Origin of the sequence: Methylobacterium sp. Leaf361 (assembly GCF_001424445.1) — a bacterium.
In the GTDB taxonomy this organism is placed as follows: Bacteria; Pseudomonadota; Alphaproteobacteria; order Rhizobiales; family Beijerinckiaceae; genus Methylobacterium.
Window position 1 is genome coordinate 1 of record NZ_LMPY01000015.1, and the last position, 18,351, is coordinate 18,351.

The window sequence follows — 18,351 nt, forward strand, 5'->3', positions numbered from 1 at the left end:
AGGATCGCGTCAGGGATGCGGGGTGCTTTGCGTCGTGCCATCGGGAACCTCCTTCGGGTCCACTATGGCCGCCCCCACACGAAATTCCTGACAGTCCCGTAGCGGCCGGTCTGCTTCGTATTGCGTTCGATAATCGGGGCTTCGTCGCCATTGACCTCGGCGACCCCCTCGCCATGCCGAGCGACCAAGCTCTCCCAACTCACGTCGGCTCGGATCAGCGAGGCGTCGACATGCACAACCTCGCCCTTGGCGATCCCCGCCGCAATGCAAGCCCGAACGGTGCGCTCGAAGATGCTCCGGAACCGATCCGCGCCCCAGCACTGCCGAATGCGGGTCAGCGACGAGTGATCCGGCAGCGTCTCATGGAGCCCGTATCCGGCGAACCACCGGATAGCGAGATTGACCTGTGCCTCGCGCAGTAGGCGACGATCGTGGACGATCCCCATGAGGAAGCCGGCCAGCATCAGGCGGAGGGCAGCTTCCGGGTCGATGCCGGGCCGGCCGTTGCCGTGGCAGTACAGATCGGCCACAGCGCCGCGCAGCCATGACAGGTCGAGCACTCGGTCGACCCGGACCAGAATGTGATCGTCAGGAAGCAGTTGCCGCAGCGAGCCGGTGATGAACAGCTCGCCCTGATCGCGTTCTTTGTGCCCCAGCATGCCGGCCTCCCGACCACCGCCTCCGCAGTGAATCAGCCGATCCAATTGCTCGCAAAGCCCTGAAGGGGTTTATCAACGGCCCCCGCGTCCACTTCATGCGCAACGTGCTCGCCCATGCCGGACGCAGCGAGCGGCGTGTCGTTTCCGCCTTCATCGCCACCGCGTTTGCCCAGGACGATGCCGAGGCGGCCCGTCAGCAGTGGCGGCGCGTGGCTGTCAGCTCCGGCCGAAGGTCCCCAAGCTCGCCGCCCTGATGGACGAGGCTGAGCCGGACGTGCTGGCCTACATGGGCTGCCCCACCCAACATTGGGTCAAGCTGCACTCCACGAACCCGCTGAAATGCCTCAACGGCGAGATCAAGCGCCGGACCGAGGTGGTCGGCATCTTCCCCAACGAGGCAGCCATCACACGCCTCGTCGGCGCGATCCTGCTGGAACAGAACGACGAATGGGCCGTCCGGCGCTCCCGCTACATCACCCTGGAAAGCGTCGCCCCGATCGGCGATGATCCCCTCGCCAGCCTGCTGACCCTGGCAGCCTGATCCTCCCGGCCCAAGCCGGTGATCGTGGTGGCCACGCCGAAGCTAAACCACGCCAGGGGACACAGCCGGGCATGGCTCGAAGCACGATACTTGACTTGCCGGCCCAGATTGTTCAGCTGCCGCTCTAACCCAGCGGGATCGAGCCGGCGTTGCCGCAACGTTAAATCGGTGATGCTTATGGCGAGCTTCCCTGAAATGAAACTGGAGTAATGCACCTGTACCGTGCTCGAAATGCCGATATTATTCAAAAATCGCGCGATCTAACACGTGTTTCGATCAGGATCGATGAAGTTTACGCTCGCAGCAACGATACAAATGATCAGGAGACGTACTGATCGTATCGTAAGACGTTCGCAGCAGATGCGAATTCAATTATTTTAGGCGTCGACCGAAGACTCTCGTCTTTCAGATTTGACGGCCAAAAGATATGCTGCATTAAAATCTAACGACAAGGAAGGACATCATGTCATCAGCTCTCGTACTTGGAGCCGGCGGATTCATCGGAGGCCATCTTGTTTCAGCGCTTAAAAAAGAGGGAAAATGGGTCAGGGGGGTAGATATAAAGAAGCATGAATACAAAGATTCAGACGCCGATGATTTTGTTGTCGGAGACCTTCGCGATCCACAGTTTACACGGTCAATAATTGATCAAAAATTCGATGAAGTTTATCAGCTGGCCGCTGATATGGGAGGCGCTGGATATATTTTCACTGGCGAAAACGACGCTGATGTAATGCACAATTCAGCAACGATAAATCTTAATGTTCTAGATGCGGCGGTCCGAAGGTGTGTAACCCGAGTTTTTTATTCATCGTCTGCATGTATCTACCCGGCGCACAACCAAGAAAACCCCGATAGTCCGATTTGTAAAGAAAGCTCAGCCTATCCAGCTGCTCCCGATAGCGAATACGGGTGGGAAAAATTGTTCAGCGAACGACTATTTATGTCGTACCGAAGGAATTATGGAATTGAAACACGGATTGCTAGATACCACAACATCTTCGGCCCAAATGGCACATGGAAGGGCGGAAAAGAAAAGGCTCCTGCTGCGATTTGCAGGAAAGTCGCTCTTGCGCCTGAAGGAGGTGAAATCGAAATCTGGGGAGATGGAAAACAGACTCGTTCATTTCTGTATGTAGATGAATGCATTGAGGGAACGCTAAGATTGATGCGCTCTGACTACCATCTACCTGTAAATATCGGCTCCGAGGAGATGGTTTCCATTAACAGGCTTGCAGAGTTAGCATGCGAGGTCGCTGGGAAAAGCCTTAGCGTTAGGCATATTGATGGACCAACTGGCGTGCGTGGCAGAAATTCCGATAACGAACTTGCGAGGAAGGTCCTCAATTGGGAGCCGTCGCAATCATTAAAGTTGGGAATCGAGCTCACATATAATTGGATTGAGCTGCAAACTCGACGCAATAAGGCTTAATTTCTCTTAATTGGCTACTGCGAGGCAGGCCCCTGATCTGATGGGAGAGCTTATGACCACGACGTGCCCCCCCTTCGATGAATCTGCCTCGCATTCTTACAATTTTCATGTTTTCTTTTCGGAAGCTTGTACCGTGACCTGACCGGCATTTTGGACCGCGCCGGGAGAGCGACTGTCTTGTCGGTCAAGCGGTTTGCCATGGCGTTCAGTCTCTCAAGATGGCGTTGAGGATCGTGACCAGCTTTCGAGCGGTGGCAATCAGGGCGACGAGCTTGGGCTTGTCGGCCGCGAAGAGCCGGTTACGGAAGGTTTTCAGCGTAGCGTTGTGACGGGTGGCTACCAAGGCGCCCATGAATAGTGCCGTGCGGACGGGCGCGCGACCACCCGCGATAAAGCTTCTCCCGCGCCACTGACTGGATTGCCGCGTCCAAGATACTGCTGGCGAATTCCTACGCGGCCGTTGGCCGAGCCATGAGGCGAGCGAAAGCGGAGCGTCGGGTTCGGGCAGCGGGGGTGTCGTCGATCCAGGCGGCGAGGCGGCTGAGATTGATCGCCTTCGCCGTCAGCAGGTGCTGCAGATGCGTCCTGGCCAGACCGAGATAGCGACTGCGACGCAGGCCCATCGCCCGTACGCCGCGTGAGAGGGTTCCTTCGATGCCGGCGCGCCGTCGCCGGTCGGCTGCAAATGCCGGCAAAGTCTCTCGCGCCCGTGCAGCGACGAGCGCATCGTGTTCCTCACGCGAGCGTGGGGTCAGCAGGCGGCGCTGCGAGCGGGTGCAGCGCGGCTTCAGGGGGCAAGCCCTACAGTCGCGTGCCGCGAAGCGGATGCGTATGACCGTGCGACCGAGGTTGTGATTTGGATGCCAACTCCGGCTGTCATGTCCCGCCGGACAGGTCGCGATCTGTCGATCCCAGTCGAGATGGAAGGCTTCGATGGTGAAGGCGCCCTTGGTGCGCGCCTGCCACTGGTTGTCCTTCGGCACCGGTCCGATCAGGGCGACGTCGTGATCACGCGCGGCGGCCACGAGACCGTCGGCGTCGATATAGGCAGCATCGACGAGATGGCGCGCCGGCAGCAAATCCTGCGTCGCCAGCGCCGCGTGCAGCGGGTCGAGCACCGCCCGGTCCACGACCGGGGCCGGTGTCGTCGCGACGTGGACGATCAGCGGTGGCTGGGCGTCGTCGCAGGTCTCGGTCAGATGGACCTTGTAGCCAATCCATGTGGTCGCGCGCTTCTTGGCGTAGTGCACGTCTGGATCGTAGGGCGAGGCGACCATCGCCAGGGCGGGCGGGATGCCCTCGGCCTCCGTCCGCCAGCGGATCCGCCCGTATCCCTCCGATCCTCCGGCGGGTGGTTCGGCGACGTGGAAGTTCTGCAGCCAGACCCGGCGAAGGACCACCACGGCGGGGACGTCGCGCAGCCAGTCCGGTGCAGCCTTGGCGTCGACGGCTGCCAGCAGCCGGTGTCCGTCGTCACCGATCGCCTCCGCGCAGGCGCGGCGCGCCGCCTCGCCCTGCGGGATGTGGAAGTCGTCGATGGGACGGCCGTAGCGCTCGATCCAACTCGGATCCGTATAGGCGCGCAGCCAGTCTGGTGCGACGATCGCCAGGGCGTTCAGCGCGGCCCGCAAGGTTTCGATGGCGCAGCCGAGGCGGTTGAGGCTGCGGACCGCTCCGAGGACATGGGTCGCGTCGGTGCGCTGGCGGCCACGCTTGGCCGGGAGCCCGCGCTCGCGGCAGAGGGTGAGCAGGGTGTCGAACAGCAGGGCCCCGGGCGCCGCCGGCCACGAGGCGGGAGCGGAACTCGCTCAGGACCGAGGCGTCGAAGCCGGGATCGGTCAGGTCGAGGCCGAGCAGGTACTTCCAGTCGATGCGAGCCCGTACGGCATCGGCCGCACTGCGGTTGGACAGGTTCTCGGAGAACTGCAGCAGCGTGATCAGCGCCAGCCGCCAGGGGCAGACCGCGGGCTGTCCGACGCGTGCGAACAAGCCAGCGAACTGGATATCCCTGTCGATCGGACTGAGAGCATCCCGCAGCTTGAGATAGGCATGACCGTGTGGGAATGCGGCACGGGCGACGGCCGCGGTCTCGTTCGGGACGCCGCAATCGGGTGTAGGATGGAGAGACATCTCGATCTCCCGGACAAGGCGCGCTTTGCGTCATGACCCGGAAACGCTCATCATCACAAACTAATTCACCCAATTCGCCAACAGTATCTTTCTCGAGGTAAGTCCGACGCAGCCATCACCTAAATTCCTGCATAGCTCCAGCGCGCATAGGGGATGCTGCATCGAAGCGCAGGGGATGGGAAGCGGGCGCATTCAGACAACAACCTCTTTAGCGAGCACCGTTGCAGCACTGCAACGGACAATTAACCATGAGGCCTTTAGCCTATCGGCTTCCGCGCGAAGGATAGGCAAAATATGGCAAACAAGCACTTCGTTCACACTTCCACGCAGCCGAAGGCGATGATCCGCGTTGGCCGGTTTGACGTACCGTGCACGGTGCTGTCGTCCACTGACGCGGCCGCTCATGTGCGCGTGCTTACTACCGGTGGCATTCCCGAATATCTAAAGTTCGTGCGCGAAGGTGAGATTCTGTACGCTCGTATCGCTGTGCGCAAGCAGGGGCCGCTCGGTCTGGATCTCTGGCTCGATCTGCAGAAGGGCCAGGATGCTCGCGTTGCGTAGCTGTCTGGATGTGAGATCTCCTTGGCCTCTCCAACGATGCGAAGGGCCTGCTTGATGAGGCTGGAACTGGGTGGCTTGTACTTTGCGTTGGCCAATGCGGGATCAGCTTCGAGGCGCTGACTCAGCACCATTTCACGCTAGGGCGGCATCCGATCAGGTTGGGTCATACGCGTCGTAGCCTGCGGCGGCGAGATAGCGGCGGCATTCGGCTGGCGTGAAGCGTCTGAAGGCTCGTCGGATCCTGTCCCAGAGGTCGCTGATCGTGCGAGCGGCCTCGGCATGTCAAACGGCATCGGAAAGGGGGTTCTTTCGCACTTTGTGTGGCGAAGCTGGCATCTGGAGGGCTGTCGCCCATCTCGGGGGATTCGCTCACGGAGAGCGCCATGTCCCGACGCCTTCTTCCCTTCGTTCCCGCATCCCTCAGCATCGTGCAGGTCGAGCCCGTCGCCGACGCGATCGTCATCCACGTAGCGCCTCGCTCGGCGGGCACATATTGCCCGGAATGCTCGATGCCGTCGCGGCGCCACCATGGGCAATACGAGCGAACGCTAGCGGATCTGCCCTGGCAAGGTCATGGCGTTCTCCTGCGACTTCGGCTGCGACGCTTCCTCTGCCTCAACGCAGCCTGTCCACGACGGACCTTCAGCGAGAACGTCGAGCCTGTCGTTCGGTCCCACGCCAGACGCTCCGACCGCCTACGCGATCTTCAGCGACATCTCGGCCTCGCTCTCGGCGGCGCTCCCGCCGCGCGCTTGGCACGGCGCCTCGCCATGCCGGTGAGCGGTGACACGCTCCTGCGCCTCGTGCGCGCGGCGCCCGTGCCAGATCGCCCTGAGCCGCGCGTCGTCGGGATCGACGAGTGGGCTTGGCGACGCGGGCGGAGCTATGGGACCATGATCGTCGATCTTGAACGGCATACCGTCATCGATCTGCTGCCTGACCGGGATGCCATCAGTGTCGCCGGGTGGCTGCGGGCTCATCCCGGTATCGAGATCGTCGGCCGCGACCGCGCCGAGATCTTCGCTGAGGGCGTGCGCGCCGGCGCCCCGCAGGCCCAGCAGGTCCTCGATCGCTTCCACCTCCTGTGTAATCTCGGCCTCGCGCTGCACGCCATCGTCGCTCGCCATCACGCCGCTGTCCGCGTGACAGGTCGCGCTGTGTTCGATCGTGCGCGCGCGGTGGTTCGGACTGCTGCCACAGCAGCGCGACCGCCTACGGCGCTTGAAGCTCGGAAAGGGGTAACGCACGCCCACCGTCATGCATGTCACGCCGAACTGAAACGGCTTGCGGCAGTGGGCGCCTCGGTCGCCGGTATGACGCGCGCCTCAGGCCTCGATCGCAAGACGGTGCAGCGTTGGCTGCGTCGGGAAGCGCCGCCGACTTGGCAGCGCAGACGAGCAGTGCCGACGATCCTCGACCCCCATCGCGATCACCTGGAGGCCCGCTGGCAGGCTGGCTGCTGCAATGCGGCCGAGCTCGCCCGCGAGCTGATCCGATCCGGCGCCGCAGTCCATCCGCGCGTGGTGCGCGACTGAGCGATGAAGCGCCGACGCGCGAACTCGGACGTCCTGGACACTTTGCCGAAGTCGGTGAGTGCGCCGCTGTGGCAGCCACCCTCCATCAATCGGACGGCTCAGCTCCTGCAGGCTGAGCCGTTCAGCCTCGGCGAGCTGGAACGGCACTTCCTCGATCGGCTTCAGGTCGAGGCCCCCGAAATGGCGCGGAGCGCCGCCCTTGCGATGCGCTTCGCCGATCTCGTTCGGCGACGTTCCGGCGAGAGCCCGGAAGCTTGGTTCACGGCGGCGTCCGCGACGACCCTTGCCCGGTTCGCTGAGGGGCTGCGGCGCTGATCGGGACGATCACGACACCGTGGTCAACGAGCCCTGTCGAAGGGCAGATCAGCCGCTTGAAGTTGCTGAAGCGCACGATGTTCGGACGGGCCGACTTCGCCCTTCTTCGCCAGCGTGTGCTGGCCGCAGGATGAACCGAACTCACCACACAAAGTGCGAAAGAACCATCATTCACCCGGCGTCGACACGAGCGGCCGGGCCTGCCAGGCGGCGACCTCCTCCAGGACCGCGTCGGTCACCGCGCTGATCAGGTTGGGTGAGACCTCGATCCCGTAGAGCTCGCGCAGGTGCGCGACGATCTCCCGGGTGCTCATGCCACGCGCGTACGTCGACACGTTCTTGTCGTCGAAACCGGGAAACCGGCGCTGATAGCGGGCAATCAGCTGCGGATCGAACGTCGCCTACCGGTCGCGCGGGATCAAAAAGCTCGATCCGGCCGGTCTCGGTGGTGACCGTCTTGCGACCGTAGCCGTTGCGCGTGTTGCCGGCCTCCTCGCCCGCCAGATGGTGGTCCATCTCGGCGTTGAGCGCCCGCTCGGCCAGGGCCTTCTTCAGCTCGTCCAGCAGGCCATCGGCCTCGAAGGCCGTCCTCGGATCGGCCCCGGCCAGGAGCTGATCCAGGATCGCGTCAGGGATGCGGGGTGCTTTGCGTCGTGCCATCGGGAACCTCCTTCGGATCCACTATGGCCGTCCCCACACGAAATTCCTGACAGTCCTGGTCGCGACGGAGATGGCACAGGCTGGTTCACCGGGTGGATGATCCTGTCCTCATCTCTGCAGGGCTGCGCCATMGAGCCCGTCATCCAGAGCGACCGTCATCTTGTCGTATTTGCCCATGCGCGGCGTGTGCATGGGCGTTGTCCGACCTGTGGCACGACCAGCTCTGCCGTTCACCGCCGCTATGAACGCCGTCCGGTCGATCTGCCAAACATCGGTCAGCCCAACGCGCAGGCCGAAGGGTAGATCAGTCGGCTAAGGATGCTTAAGCGCGCCATGTACGGCCACGCCAGCTTCGGACTGCTCCGCCAGCGCGTGCTCCTCGCTGCCCGATCCACGTAAAGTGCGGGAGAACCCCGAAGCCGAGAGAGGATCAGTCCACTCGGACCTTAATGCCTTGCGGCAGGAATTTAAACCTGTTGCTGCCGACTCGGGTTTCATGTGATACGCATGTGATATGTGTGCCCTGTCCCCGCCACGCGTTTTGAGAGCACTTAATTGTCATTTTGACAAAATTAGGTCACTTGACTGGAACCCTTTCTCCAATCGATCGCCGAGTCTGCTGCCGTAATGCAAGTGCCAGACATCTCAATTCCTGGATCTATTATCCACCTTGATAACCAAGTCGCCATTGTACAGATCCCGATGATTGGATCTTGTGCAATACCACTTAAAATTCGTTACCCGAAGTCTATCGATCTTTTTGCGTGGTCGTTTACCGGGTTTTCGGGACGAAACATTGCCGATCCAAGCTGTATTCTTTTTTTGGCCACACAGGAAAGGGACGCTTTCTCCAATTTATCCTCGGTATCGCTACTCACACATGCCGGTGACAGACAAATTATTTTGAATCCAATATTTGCATCTGTATCGATCGATAAAATATATATCGCAGCAATGGCTTTTGTTTCCGCACTAGAAACAAAGAACGTACCAAGATTTGATGCGCTGATGCCTATCATAAAGCCAGGACTAGATGTGATCCTTGCAAAGGCAGAAACCGGCGATTCAGATATTAGGCGTGGCGATCCTGCCGATACTTGGCTTGTGAATAATATTGACTTCATTCCGGATTGCATGATCGTCCGGTCGCCGGCCGGCTACGCCTGCAGCTCGCTCAGCGCCGTTCGTTTCCAAGCGTCGCGCCAGGCGGCGGTCGCACTGACGACGGCCATTACGCTGAATGCGCACTGCGCCGACGGGGCCATTCTGAGCGGGAACGGCCGATACGTGGCGGCTCGCGTGATCGAAGCGATGTGAGCGCATGGCGACCGAGGAGAAGCCGGCCATCTTAGTCGTGACCCCCATGCCCGCGGCACCGACGAGCGCCGGCAATCGGCGACGGCTCTCGGCGACCTGCGAGACGCTTCGACGGGGCGGCTTCGCGATCGATCTGGCCTATCTTCAGCACGAAGACCAAGTCTATCGCCGCTTCGGGCAGCATCCACCGACGGATGCGGCCGCAATGGGCGCCGCCTTCGATCGTGTCTTCTCAATCCCTGCCGCCACACCGATTCCGTTGAAGACTTGGACGGGCGGCTTCGCGATCGATGCCTGGTGCCCTCCAGAGCTCGATGACTTCGTAGCTTGGTATTTCGAGAGAAGTCCCGATACGTGCGCGATCGTCGTCAATTACGTGTTCCTGTCGCGGTGCCTCAACGCGGTTCCTAAGGGCGTGCTGCGTGTCATCGACACGCATGATCGCTTCGCGGATCGAAATCTCCAGTACAGGCCGTTCCGTGCCGAGCCGAATTTTTTCTACACGGACCGCGCGTCGGAAGCGGTCGGCCTGTCACGCGCGGACATGATCCTCGCGATCCAGTCGGCGGAGGCGGACTATTTCCGCGGCCTCGTCGATCGCGACGTGTACCTGCTTCCGCCTGTCTTCGCCGAGCGCGCGAAGTTTCGCGCCCCCGGCCGGCTGACCCGGTTCGGCTTCATCGGCCATGGGAACGATCCGAATCTCTTCTCGATCGGCAAATTCGCCCACGGGTGGGCGGCGTCCTGGCGGCCGGACTTGCCCGTTCTCGTCATCGCCGGCGAGATCTGTGGGAGCCTGAACGGCCTGGACCTACCCGGCGTCCAGTTGGCGGGATATGTCGACGCGGTCGAAACCTTCTACGCAGGCGTCGACGCGGTGGTCGCGCCGATGCTGATGGGAAGCGGTCTCAAGATGAAGGTCGCCGAAGCGCTCTCGCTAGGTCGGCCGGTGATCGGCACGCGAATCGCGTTCGAGGGATTCGACACCGACCATCCAGCTCACCGACTGGAGGGGGTGGCCGATACCGTCGCGGCGGTCCTGAGCCTTCACGACGATCCGGATGCCCTCGCGACCCTGACCGCGGCCTGCGCGGATCTGCTCGCGCGCTACAACGCCAAGGCCGCGATCTGCGAGGCCGCGTGGCTGGACGCGATCCCGCGCCGCTCCGCGCGGCGCGCGAGTTCGCCCGCTGCGCGCGCCCCGGACGTGTCGACCACCGTCGGTGCGGGAATCATCGTGCGGGAGGAGTGCTCCCTGCGCTCCCTGCCGGTCGCGGACGAGGACGGATGCATTCTCGTAGCGACCGAGAATCCCTCGCCCGCGACCGCCCGCGAAGCGGGCTACCCGTCGGAGCGGCGCCGCTGGTTCGTGAGCCCGATGCCGGACGGAAGCCTGCCGCCTTCGGGCCCGGCTCCTGCCCTGCCCGGAGGTCCGGTCAGCCTCTCCCCGGAATGGATCCACCGTCGATCACTTCCGCGGCCGGTCCGGGAGGCGATCGCCGGGTCTCTCGGCGATGCGCAGGCCGATTGGAGAGCGGACGGTCGCCTGATCGGGTACGAGGCCGATGGGCTGACGGTGGTTACTTGCGTCCCGAGCTTCCTCGTCGCGCGGTCGCGGGCGACCGCGGCCTTCCTCCTCGGGGATGGGGAAGCGGCACGGGAGTTGCGGCTGACCGGCACCGCCGCTCTGGCGCGCGCTCCCGGCCTCGCCTTTGCCGCGACTCGAGGCGAGCTGAATCCCGTGCCCGCCAGTCTCACCTTTGAGCCGCTGGAAATCGACGGATCCGCCTCACCGATCACGGCAGCGCGCGAAACACTGTCCCACCCGAAGGCGGTGCTGTTTCTGAGCGATGATCTCGTGGGCCTGATCTGCCTCGCTCCCGAGCGCAACACCCGCCTTGAAGTCCAGTGATGAAGAAATTCGAGGCGGTTGATCCCCATTACGGAAGGCTTGCCGCGATCGCCGAGGCGCGTCTCATCGGCAACGCTATCGCGCGCAACGATCTCCGCATCGCATTCTCGCCGGTCGCGGCGCCGCTCGTCTCGATCGTCGTCGTCTCGCTCAATGCCCGCGATTTGCTGACGCTGACGCTCTATCGCCTTGCCACGCAGCAGGCTTTTGCCGGAGCCTCGTTCGAGGTGATCGTCGTCGACAACGCCTCCGACGCGGAGACCCTGACCGTCCTCGACCTGCTCGACAACGCCACGATCATCCGCAACGCGGAGAATGTCGGGTACGGCCCGGCATGCAACCAGGGAGCCGCGGCAGCCCGCGGACGCTACATCCTCTTCCTCAACCCCGATGTGGAACTGATGCCCGGCGCGATCGGCGCCCTCGTCGCCCCGTTCTCGGACGCGACCGTCGGCATTGTCGGAGCGCATCTGGTGTTCCCAGGCGGCTACCTGCAGGAGAGCGGCGCGTTCTTCCGCGACGATGCGCAGATCACCCACCCCTACGGCCGTGGCAACGCGAACCCGCTCATGGCGGAGGGCACGTTCCAGCGCGAGGTCGGATATGTCTCGGGTGCGGTGCTCATGGTCGAGCGCGCGCTCTTCGCGGAACTGGGCGGCTTCGACGACCTCTTCGCCCCGGCCTACTTCGAGGACACCGACCTGTGCGTCCGCTGCCACCAAGCGGGGCGGCGCGTCGTCTACCAGCCGCGGGCGAGCGCGATCCATTTCGAGAATGCCACGACGCCGGTCCGGGCCGACGTCGAAGCCCTCATCGACCGCAATCGGGCACGATTCCTGGAGCGGCATCGGTCCTGGCTGTTCCCGCAGGCCGGCCCACGCTTCAGCGATCGGACGCACAATACCTGGGCGCTCAAGGTGCTCTACGTCGACGACGGTGTGCCACATATCGATCTCGGTGCGGGCATGCCGCGGGCGAACTTCATCGTCGCCACCCTGGCTCGGCTCGGCTATCAGGTGACCGTGTATCCGGTCTATCGCGCGGATCCGGAGATCGCGCAGCGGTACCGCGACCTCCCCGACACCGTCGAGATCCTGGATGCCGAGGAGGGGATGGGGCTCGCGCGGCTGATCGAGGAGCGGCAGGAACACTACGACGTGCTCTGGGTCAGTCGCCCGCACAACATCGATCTGGTCTGCCAGATCTTTCAGAACCGCGACCTGTCGCTGCGGGATTTCGCGAAGAGCCGCGTGATCTTCGATTCGGAGGCCCTGTTCTGTCTGCGCGCCTTCCTGGAAGGGACCCTGCAGGATGGGTCCGGATTCAGCGCGCGCTTGGCGGCCTCCGCGCGGCGGGAGACGCGCAACTTCGCGCAGGCCGATCATGTCGTCTGCGTCTCGGAGGCGGAAGCGCGCCTGCTGCAGTTCCATGGCGTGACCAACACCGCGGTGCTCGGCCACGCCTTCGCGACGCAGGCGGAAATTTCCTTTGATCTCGACGGCCGCAGCGGCTTCGTCTTTATCGGGTCGCTGGAGCATGAGAATTCGCCGAACGTCGATTCGCTGATCTGGTTCCTCGAAACCGTCTGGCCGGACGTCCATCGCGCCCTGCCGCGCGCGCCGTTCACCATCATCGGACAGGTCACACCGGATCTGCGAGCGCGCCTGTCGGCTCCCAACGTCACCGTGATGGGCCGGGTCCTGGACCCAGGGCCGTACCTCGACCGGGCGCGCGTCTTCGTCGCCCCCACGCGCTTCGCCGCCGGGATGCCGCACAAGGTCCACGCCGCCGTCGCGCAGGGTCTCCCGTGCCTGGTCACGCCGATCCTGGCGGAACAGCTCGGCTGGCCCGAGGGCTCCGGATACCTGACCCGGGACTGGCGCGATCCGGACGCCTTCATCACCGGGCTGATCCAGCTCCATGAGGATGCCGAGACCTGGCGGCGGCTGCAGCGCGCCGGGCTGACGCAGGTGGCGCAGGATTGCTCACCCGTGGCCTACGCGGAGAAGCTCCGGTCCCTCTGCGAGGCGCCGGTCTTCGCATGAGCCAGCCACCCTTCAAGCGGGCCGCGATCCGGACGATCTCGAAGGTGTTCCGGCGCGTCGTCATCGGGCGCGTACCGGGATTGTTCGACGCGGCCTACTACCTGAAGCACAACGGCGACGTCGCGGCCTCGGGCATCGACCCCTACCTCCACTACGTCTGGCGCGGCGCCGCCGAGAATCGCGATCCCGCCGAGGATTTCGACACGGCCTTCTTCCGCAACCAGAGCGGCAAGACCCGGCTCGATCCGGTGCGACATTACCTGCGGTTCGGTTCCGCCGCCGGGCTCGATCCGCATCCCGGATTCAGCAGCACCTCCTACCTGATCCGCTACCCCGACGTGACGGCCTCGGGCGTCAACCCGCTGCTGCACTACCGGACGAACGGCCGGCGCGAGGGCCGCGTGGCCCAGCCGTCGGCGGCCAAGACCATGAACATCTCGGCCCTGCGCTCGGTCCCCTCCCGGCACCTGCGCAGCCTGCCGGAGGAGGGACGTGCCTTCTCGATCACGCTGCTGCGCGCGTTCCCGGCCGGGGACACGTTCGAGTCGGTGAAGCGCTTCTGCTTCCTGCTCAAGCTGACCCATGACGAGATCGCCCTGCTCGTGGGCGCGTTCGACACGATGCCCACCAGCGGCCACGCGGCGATCACACTGGAGGTCTTGGCCGACGCGGACGCAAGGGGCAAGCCGGGGACCCGCGACGCACGACCGAAGCTCGATACGGTGCTCTTCGCTTTCGAGCACTGCTACGTGGCCGTGCAGGGCAACAGCATTCGAATCAAGTACGCAGAATTCCGGCTTTGGGATCTACGAGAAGAGGAAGCCCGGGTAGCGGAGATTTTCCCGGCCGGCGCCGTGGAGTTCCGCATCTGAGTCGCTCCCGACCCAGGGCGTAAGCCGGCCGTGCATCTGTGATCGCCCTAGGATGGAAGCTTGTCAGTACGGCAACTTTCGAACGCTCCAAGCATACAAGCTTCGCGCGTGCATGGCCGGCGCAACCTTGATGCTCTCGACGATGTCCAACATCGATCGACCAGCGGTACGGCCGGCGCCGGCGCGGCCTCAGCGGTCGGCGTACTCCGCCGCGGCGAGCCTGCGCAGGCCCGCCTCGAGATCGATGCGCGGCCGCCAGCCGGTCCGGTCGAGGAACCGCGACGAATCGAGCATCTTGTAGGCCGCGCCCTGGAACGAGCCCGGCGGGCTCACGAGGGGCACGGACCAGTCGAGGGCCGCCAGGGCCGCCCGCGCCACCGCCTCGACGGTGACGGGCGTGTTGGCGGCGCAGTTGAGGATCTCGTTGTCGAACGCCCGGTCCGCCGCCAGGATCGCGTCGATCTGGTCGTCGACGTACAGCACCTCGCGGACGGTCTGCGGGTTGCCCCAGACCTCGAACTGCGCAGCGCCCGCCGCCTTCTCCCGCACGGCCCGGTCGAGCAGGGCGCCGACGAAGTGGCTGCGGTCGGAGGCCTTGTTGTCGTGCGGCCCGTACAGGGTCGCCAGCACGCAGTGCAGGAAGCTCAGGCCGTACTGGTGCGCGTAGGCCGCCGAGCCCGTCGCCAGGACCTGCTTGGCGAGCCCGTAGCCGATCACAGAGGGATGCGTGGGTCCCTGCCCGAACCGCGCCTCGGGGAGCGGCTCCGCCGATTCCGGATAGGTACAGGACGAGCCCGTGGAGACGAGCTTGGCCTGCGGCTGGAACAGGCGCCACGCCTCGAGGACGTTCAGGTGGACCCGGGCGTTGATCGCCAGGAGCTCGCCCTGGATGTCGTACTGCACCGCGCCGGTGCGCTGGCGGGTCACCACGTGGAAGATCCGGCCGGCCGGCGGCGCCGCGCGCAGCGCCCGCTCGACGTTCGCCCAGTCGGAGAGGTCGCCCGCCGCCCGACCGATCTCGACGACCTCGCGGCCCTCGGCCCGGAGCCGCGGGACGAGGTTGCGCCCGAGGAAGCCGTTCGCCCCGATGACGATGTCGCGCTCAGGCCCCGGCATGGTGCGCCCCGTCGCGATAGGCCTCGCGATACCACGCGATCGTCGGCCGCAGCCCGTCCGCGAGTCCCGTGAAGGTCGACATCCCGAAGCGCTCGCGCAGCCGCTGGTTGGTCGAGCGGCGGGCGAGCACACCGTGGGTCGCCGTGTCGGGGGCGTGCACCGGCCGATTCTCGCCCGCCACCTCCAGGATGGTGCGGGCGAGGTCGAGCAGGGTCGTGGTCTCGCCGCGGCAGAGGTTGAGCGCGTCGCTCGTCTCCCGCATCTCCAGGGAGCGGGCGAACACGTCGACGACGTCGCCGACGTAGATGAAGTCGCGCTCGACCAGCGGGTTGCCCTTGATCTCGAAGCGCTCCCCCGGTGCGAGCGCGCGCATCACGAAGGCCGGCAGGACGTGCGCTTTGCGCGGATCCGTCGAGTCGTGGGGACCGTAGGGGTTGCTCAGGCGGAAGCTGAGCGTGTGGATCCCGTAGCGCTCGGCGTGGAGGTCGGCGATCACCTCCGACCAGCGCTTCGACCAGGCGTAGAAGGCCTCGTTCCGGTTGGGCGGGGCGTTGAAGTCGACAGCCTGCGCGTCGTCGAGGGGATCGAGGGCCGCCGGGTAGACCGCGACGCTCGAGGCCGCGCGCACCTCGCGGATGCCCTTCGTCAGGCAGAACCGGTAGAGGCGGTTGGCGATCTCGGCATTGCCGGTCAGCAGGTCGCTCTGCGCCGTCTCGAACTTGTCGGCGTCGTAGCGCTGCGCGGCGACGTTGACGACGATGGCGTCGGCGGGAACCGACAGCGCCTCCAGGGCATCGAAGCGCGCGGCCTCATGCGCCCCCGGCACCGCGCGGCCGGAGGGGCTGACCGCGATCAGCCGCGGCACGCGGTCGGCGAGATGCGCGACGAGGTTGCGGCCGACGAACCCGGTCGCACCGACGACGACGACGGTCTCGGGCAAGGAGGATCGGGAGACGGCAGCCACGCTCAGACCGCCTTCGGCAGGTCGGCGGCGGTGATCACCTTGAGTTCCGGCACCGGAACGATGAAGGCGCCGCCGTTCTCGAGGTAGCGGCGCTCGCGCGCCAGGAACTCGTCGATGAAGTTCCAGGCGAGCACCAGGTAGGCGTCGGGCGCGGGCACGCTGCCCTCCTCGACGATCGGGATGCGGGCGCCGGGGATCAGCCGGCCGAACTTCAGCGGATTCTTCTCGGCCGCGTACTGGACCAGACGCGGGCCGATGCCGAAGGCGTTGAGCAGCGTCGCGCCCTTGGCCGGGGCACCGTAGGCGTGGACCGTCTTCCCCTCGGCGTGCATGCGCTCCAGCAGATCGAGCAGCGCCGCCTGCAGGCGCCGGACGTTCTCGGCGAAGCCGACATAGGTCTCGAACTTGCCGTAGCCGCGGGCCTCCTCGTCGGCGCGCATGCGCTTGACCGCGTCGCTGACCGGATGGGCACCGGGGAAGCCGACATGCGCCTCGAGGGAGCCACCGTGGACCGGGACGACGCTGACGTCGAAGACTTCCAGGCCGTGGCGCGCGAACAGCTGCTCCAGGGAGCGGAGCGTGTAGTAGCACAGGTGCTCGTGGTAGATCTGATCGAAGGCGGTGTTCTCGATCATGCCGCCCAGGTAGATCGCCTGCACGACGAAGACGCCGTCCGGCTTGAGCAGCGCGACGATGCCTTTCACGACGCTGTGCAGTTCCTCCAGGTGGAAGAAGACGCCGGCGGCGGTGATCAGGCTCGCCGGCCCGTCCTGCGCGCGGACGATCTCGGCGGTCTCGGCGTTGAAGAAGCGGTTCAGCGTCGGCACGCCGGCGGCGCGGGCCAGCTCCACGACGTTGGAGGCGGGCTCGACGCCGCAGCGGCGCAGGCCGAAGGGCTCGTACTGCCGCAGCCACGTGCCGTCGTTGCTGCCGATATCGACGACGAGGTCCTGAGGCCCGAGGCCGTACCGCTCCACGAGCCGGGCCGCCGTCTGGCGGAAATGCTCCACCAGCGTCTTCGTCGTGCCCGAGACGTAGGGGTAGTCGCTGAACATGCTCTCCTTCGGGATCGTGTGATCGATCTGGACGAGCGTGCAGTCGTGGCAGAAGCCGGCGCGCAGGGGGAAATGCGGCTCGCGCCGGTCGGCGAGCTCCGGCGGGATCAGGCGGTTGCAGTGCGGCTGATCGGTCAGGTCGAGGAACATCTCGACATCGCGTCCGTCGCAGACGCGGCATGCCATGGCGAGTTTCGTTCCCGTCATCCGACGACCTGTGACATCCGCGGCGCGAAGCTCTACGACCCCGCGAGGCTTATCGGCTGGGCGAGGGCAGCGCAACGCGCGGTCGCAGCTCGATCGAAGTCAGAGCCGAAAGGTGAGACTGTTTTGCCATCGCGCATGTCCTCCAGCGGGGAAGATCCACAATGACTGCGGCAGATATCCAAAAGCACAAACCCCGGTCCCGCAGAGAACAATGATCTCGACACCGAGTTGGACAGTCCGCAAATCCCACCACGTCATGAAGGATCGCTGGCTCGGTCTCCGCGCCGACGACTGCATGACGCCGTCGGGTCACATCGTCGATCCCTATTACGTGCTCGAGACCGCGGACATCGCCCTCGTGCTGGGCATCGACATGGCCGATCACGTCATCCTCGTACGCCAGTACCGTCACGCCTATGGCGGCCCGAGCCTGGAGCTTCCGGGCGGGGCCATCGACCCCGCCGACCCCGATATCCTTGCGGCCGCCGAGCGCGAGATGCGCGAGGAAACCGGCTACATCTTCGCCGATGCCGAGCGCGTGGTCACTCTGAACGCAGATCCGGCCCGCTACGCCAACCGCATGCATCTCGTCCGCGCGCGCGTGACCGCGGCCGGGCCTGCGCGTCCGGATCCCGCCGAGGACATCGCCGTGGTCCGCGTACCGCGGGCCGAGGCCTTACAGCTCGCCCAATCGGGCGCCATCGTCGGAGCCGTGCACGCCGCCATGCTCCTGATCGGCCTGTCCAGCACCGGATGAGGGCCGTCACCGGATTGTGGATCGAGCGATCGAACCGCTGACAAGACCCGCGCGTTGCGCCAATACGATTAATCGTCGATTAAAGAGCGGATCGAAGCGTGCCCGAGTACGACATCAAGATCGTCGCTCCGCGAGATCGGAAAGCTCCGGACGCAGAGCGCGAGACTCCGCCCAAGCGCAAGCTCGACTGGGATCGCGCCATGCGCGAGGCCGCGGAAGCGGAACTCTCGATCCAGTCGCACGACTGAGAGTACCAGACGGCGAAGCGCCCCG

At 64.8% G+C, this 18,351-nt stretch carries 13 protein-coding genes and 7 pseudogenes; 12 read left to right on the forward strand and 8 right to left on the reverse strand.

The genetic code is table 11. The features are described 5' to 3' along the window. Positions 1-98 precede the first annotated feature (98 nt). Positions 99-659, reverse strand: a pseudogene (locus ASG32_RS12945) (transposase); the annotation flags it as partial. Positions 660-742: 83 nt separating this feature from the next. Between ASG32_RS12945 and ASG32_RS12950 the strand changes: the two are divergent. Then, positions 743-1,200: pseudogene (locus ASG32_RS12950) on the forward strand (transposase); the annotation flags it as partial. A 463-nt stretch (positions 1,201-1,663) separates the two neighbouring features. Next, positions 1,664-2,632, forward strand: a complete 969-nt coding sequence (locus ASG32_RS32460; protein WP_082557854.1) for an NAD-dependent epimerase/dehydratase family protein — start codon at positions 1,664-1,666, stop codon at positions 2,630-2,632. A 205-nt stretch (positions 2,633-2,837) separates the two neighbouring features. Here the strand turns inward: ASG32_RS32460 and ASG32_RS32465 are convergent. Both ASG32_RS32465 and ASG32_RS12955 read right to left on the reverse strand, forming a co-directional pair. After that, positions 2,838-3,062 (reverse strand): annotated as a pseudogene (locus ASG32_RS32465) (IS110 family transposase); the annotation flags it as partial. Positions 3,063-3,081: 19 nt separating this feature from the next. Continuing rightward, positions 3,082-4,762 (reverse strand): annotated as a pseudogene (locus ASG32_RS12955) (IS1182 family transposase). Between the two features lie 294 nt (positions 4,763-5,056). Here ASG32_RS12955 and ASG32_RS12960 point away from each other — a divergent pair. Next, on the forward strand, positions 5,057-5,323 hold the full coding sequence (locus tag ASG32_RS12960; RefSeq protein ID WP_056526529.1) for a hypothetical protein: 267 nt from the start codon (positions 5,057-5,059) through the stop codon (positions 5,321-5,323). 153 nt (positions 5,324-5,476) lie between these two features. Here the strand turns inward: ASG32_RS12960 and ASG32_RS34470 are convergent. Further along, positions 5,477-5,596 (reverse strand): annotated as a pseudogene (locus ASG32_RS34470) (IS630 family transposase); the annotation flags it as partial. Between the two features lie 110 nt (positions 5,597-5,706). On the opposite strand from ASG32_RS34470, the gene ASG32_RS32470 reads away from it, so the two are divergent. Then, on the forward strand, positions 5,707-6,858 hold the full coding sequence (locus ASG32_RS32470; RefSeq protein WP_082557855.1) for an ISL3 family transposase: 1,152 nt from the start codon (positions 5,707-5,709) through the stop codon (positions 6,856-6,858). A gap of 3 nt (positions 6,859-6,861) precedes the next feature. Beyond that, positions 6,862-7,173, forward strand: coding sequence for a hypothetical protein (locus tag ASG32_RS12970; RefSeq protein ID WP_056526534.1), 312 nt, complete (start codon positions 6,862-6,864; stop codon positions 7,171-7,173). A 188-nt stretch (positions 7,174-7,361) separates the two neighbouring features. On the opposite strand, the pseudogene ASG32_RS12975 reads toward ASG32_RS12970, so the two are convergent. Further along, a pseudogene (locus tag ASG32_RS12975) lies at positions 7,362-7,833 on the reverse strand (transposase); the annotation flags it as partial. A gap of 96 nt (positions 7,834-7,929) precedes the next feature. Between ASG32_RS12975 and ASG32_RS33330 the strand changes: the two are divergent. The 5 genes and pseudogenes from ASG32_RS33330 to ASG32_RS12995 all read left to right on the forward strand — a co-directional run. Then, positions 7,930-8,115, forward strand: a pseudogene (locus ASG32_RS33330) (ISL3 family transposase); the annotation flags it as partial. Positions 8,116-8,460: 345 nt separating this feature from the next. Then, positions 8,461-9,150, forward strand: coding sequence for a hypothetical protein (locus ASG32_RS33835; protein ID WP_157861955.1), 690 nt, complete (start codon positions 8,461-8,463; stop codon positions 9,148-9,150). A gap of 4 nt (positions 9,151-9,154) precedes the next feature. After that, positions 9,155-11,062: a glycosyltransferase gene (locus ASG32_RS12985; protein ID WP_056526540.1), complete on the forward strand. Its 1,908-nt coding sequence runs from the start codon at positions 9,155-9,157 to the stop codon at positions 11,060-11,062. Then, positions 11,062-13,107, forward strand: a complete 2,046-nt coding sequence (locus tag ASG32_RS12990; RefSeq protein ID WP_056526542.1) for a glycosyltransferase — start codon at positions 11,062-11,064, stop codon at positions 13,105-13,107. The genes ASG32_RS12985 and ASG32_RS12990 overlap by 1 nt, the downstream gene beginning before the upstream one ends. Continuing rightward, entirely contained in the window at positions 13,104-13,979 is an 876-nt protein-coding gene (locus tag ASG32_RS12995) for a hypothetical protein (RefSeq protein ID WP_056526545.1), read from the forward strand. The genes ASG32_RS12990 and ASG32_RS12995 overlap by 4 nt, the downstream gene beginning before the upstream one ends. Before the next feature lie 189 nt (positions 13,980-14,168). On the opposite strand, the gene ASG32_RS13000 is transcribed toward ASG32_RS12995, so the two are convergent. From ASG32_RS13000 to ASG32_RS13010, 3 genes are read right to left on the reverse strand one after another with little or no spacing between them, the layout of a single operon-like run. Next, positions 14,169-15,095 (reverse strand): NAD-dependent epimerase/dehydratase family protein, encoded by a 927-nt coding sequence (locus ASG32_RS13000; RefSeq protein ID WP_056526549.1) that lies wholly within the window; start codon positions 15,093-15,095, stop codon positions 14,169-14,171. Then, complete coding sequence (locus tag ASG32_RS13005; protein WP_244491923.1) at positions 15,082-16,035, reverse strand: NAD(P)-dependent oxidoreductase; 954 nt, start codon at positions 16,033-16,035, stop codon at positions 15,082-15,084. Before ASG32_RS13005 ends, ASG32_RS13000 begins: the two co-directional genes overlap by 14 nt. A 26-nt stretch (positions 16,036-16,061) precedes the next feature. Beyond that, positions 16,062-17,321 (reverse strand): class I SAM-dependent methyltransferase, encoded by a 1,260-nt coding sequence (locus ASG32_RS13010; protein ID WP_244491924.1) that lies wholly within the window; start codon positions 17,319-17,321, stop codon positions 16,062-16,064. A gap of 331 nt (positions 17,322-17,652) precedes the next feature. Here ASG32_RS13010 and ASG32_RS13015 point away from each other — a divergent pair, with 331 nt between their 5' ends. Continuing rightward, positions 17,653-18,078 (forward strand): NUDIX hydrolase, encoded by a 426-nt coding sequence (locus ASG32_RS13015; RefSeq protein WP_244491925.1) that lies wholly within the window; start codon positions 17,653-17,655, stop codon positions 18,076-18,078. A gap of 98 nt (positions 18,079-18,176) precedes the next feature. Then, a complete protein-coding gene (locus ASG32_RS34475) occupies positions 18,177-18,326 on the forward strand; it encodes a hypothetical protein (protein ID WP_165923221.1) in 150 nt (49 codons plus the stop codon). Positions 18,327-18,351: the final 25 nt, after the last annotated feature.

Bases quoted from the DNA above. Each gene is read 5' to 3' on its own strand.
- ASG32_RS13010 (WP_244491924.1), bottom strand. From the start codon at position 17,321: ATGACGGGAACGAAACTCGCCATGGCATGCCGCGTCTGCGACGGACGC.
- ASG32_RS12970 (WP_056526534.1), top strand. From the start codon at position 6,862: ATGAAGCGCCGACGCGCGAACTCGGACGTCCTGGACACTTTGCCGAAG.
- ASG32_RS32460 (WP_082557854.1), top strand. From the start codon at position 1,664: ATGTCATCAGCTCTCGTACTTGGAGCCGGCGGATTCATCGGAGGCCAT.
- ASG32_RS12985 (WP_056526540.1), top strand. From the start codon at position 9,155: ATGGCGACCGAGGAGAAGCCGGCCATCTTAGTCGTGACCCCCATGCCC.
- ASG32_RS13000 (WP_056526549.1), bottom strand. From the start codon at position 15,095: ATGCCGGGGCCTGAGCGCGACATCGTCATCGGGGCGAACGGCTTCCTC.
- ASG32_RS32470 (WP_082557855.1), top strand. From the start codon at position 5,707: ATGTCCCGACGCCTTCTTCCCTTCGTTCCCGCATCCCTCAGCATCGTG.
- ASG32_RS12960 (WP_056526529.1), top strand. From the start codon at position 5,057: ATGGCAAACAAGCACTTCGTTCACACTTCCACGCAGCCGAAGGCGATG.
- ASG32_RS12990 (WP_056526542.1), top strand. From the start codon at position 11,062: ATGAAGAAATTCGAGGCGGTTGATCCCCATTACGGAAGGCTTGCCGCG.
- ASG32_RS33835 (WP_157861955.1), top strand. From the start codon at position 8,461: ATGCAAGTGCCAGACATCTCAATTCCTGGATCTATTATCCACCTTGAT.
- ASG32_RS12995 (WP_056526545.1), top strand. From the start codon at position 13,104: ATGAGCCAGCCACCCTTCAAGCGGGCCGCGATCCGGACGATCTCGAAG.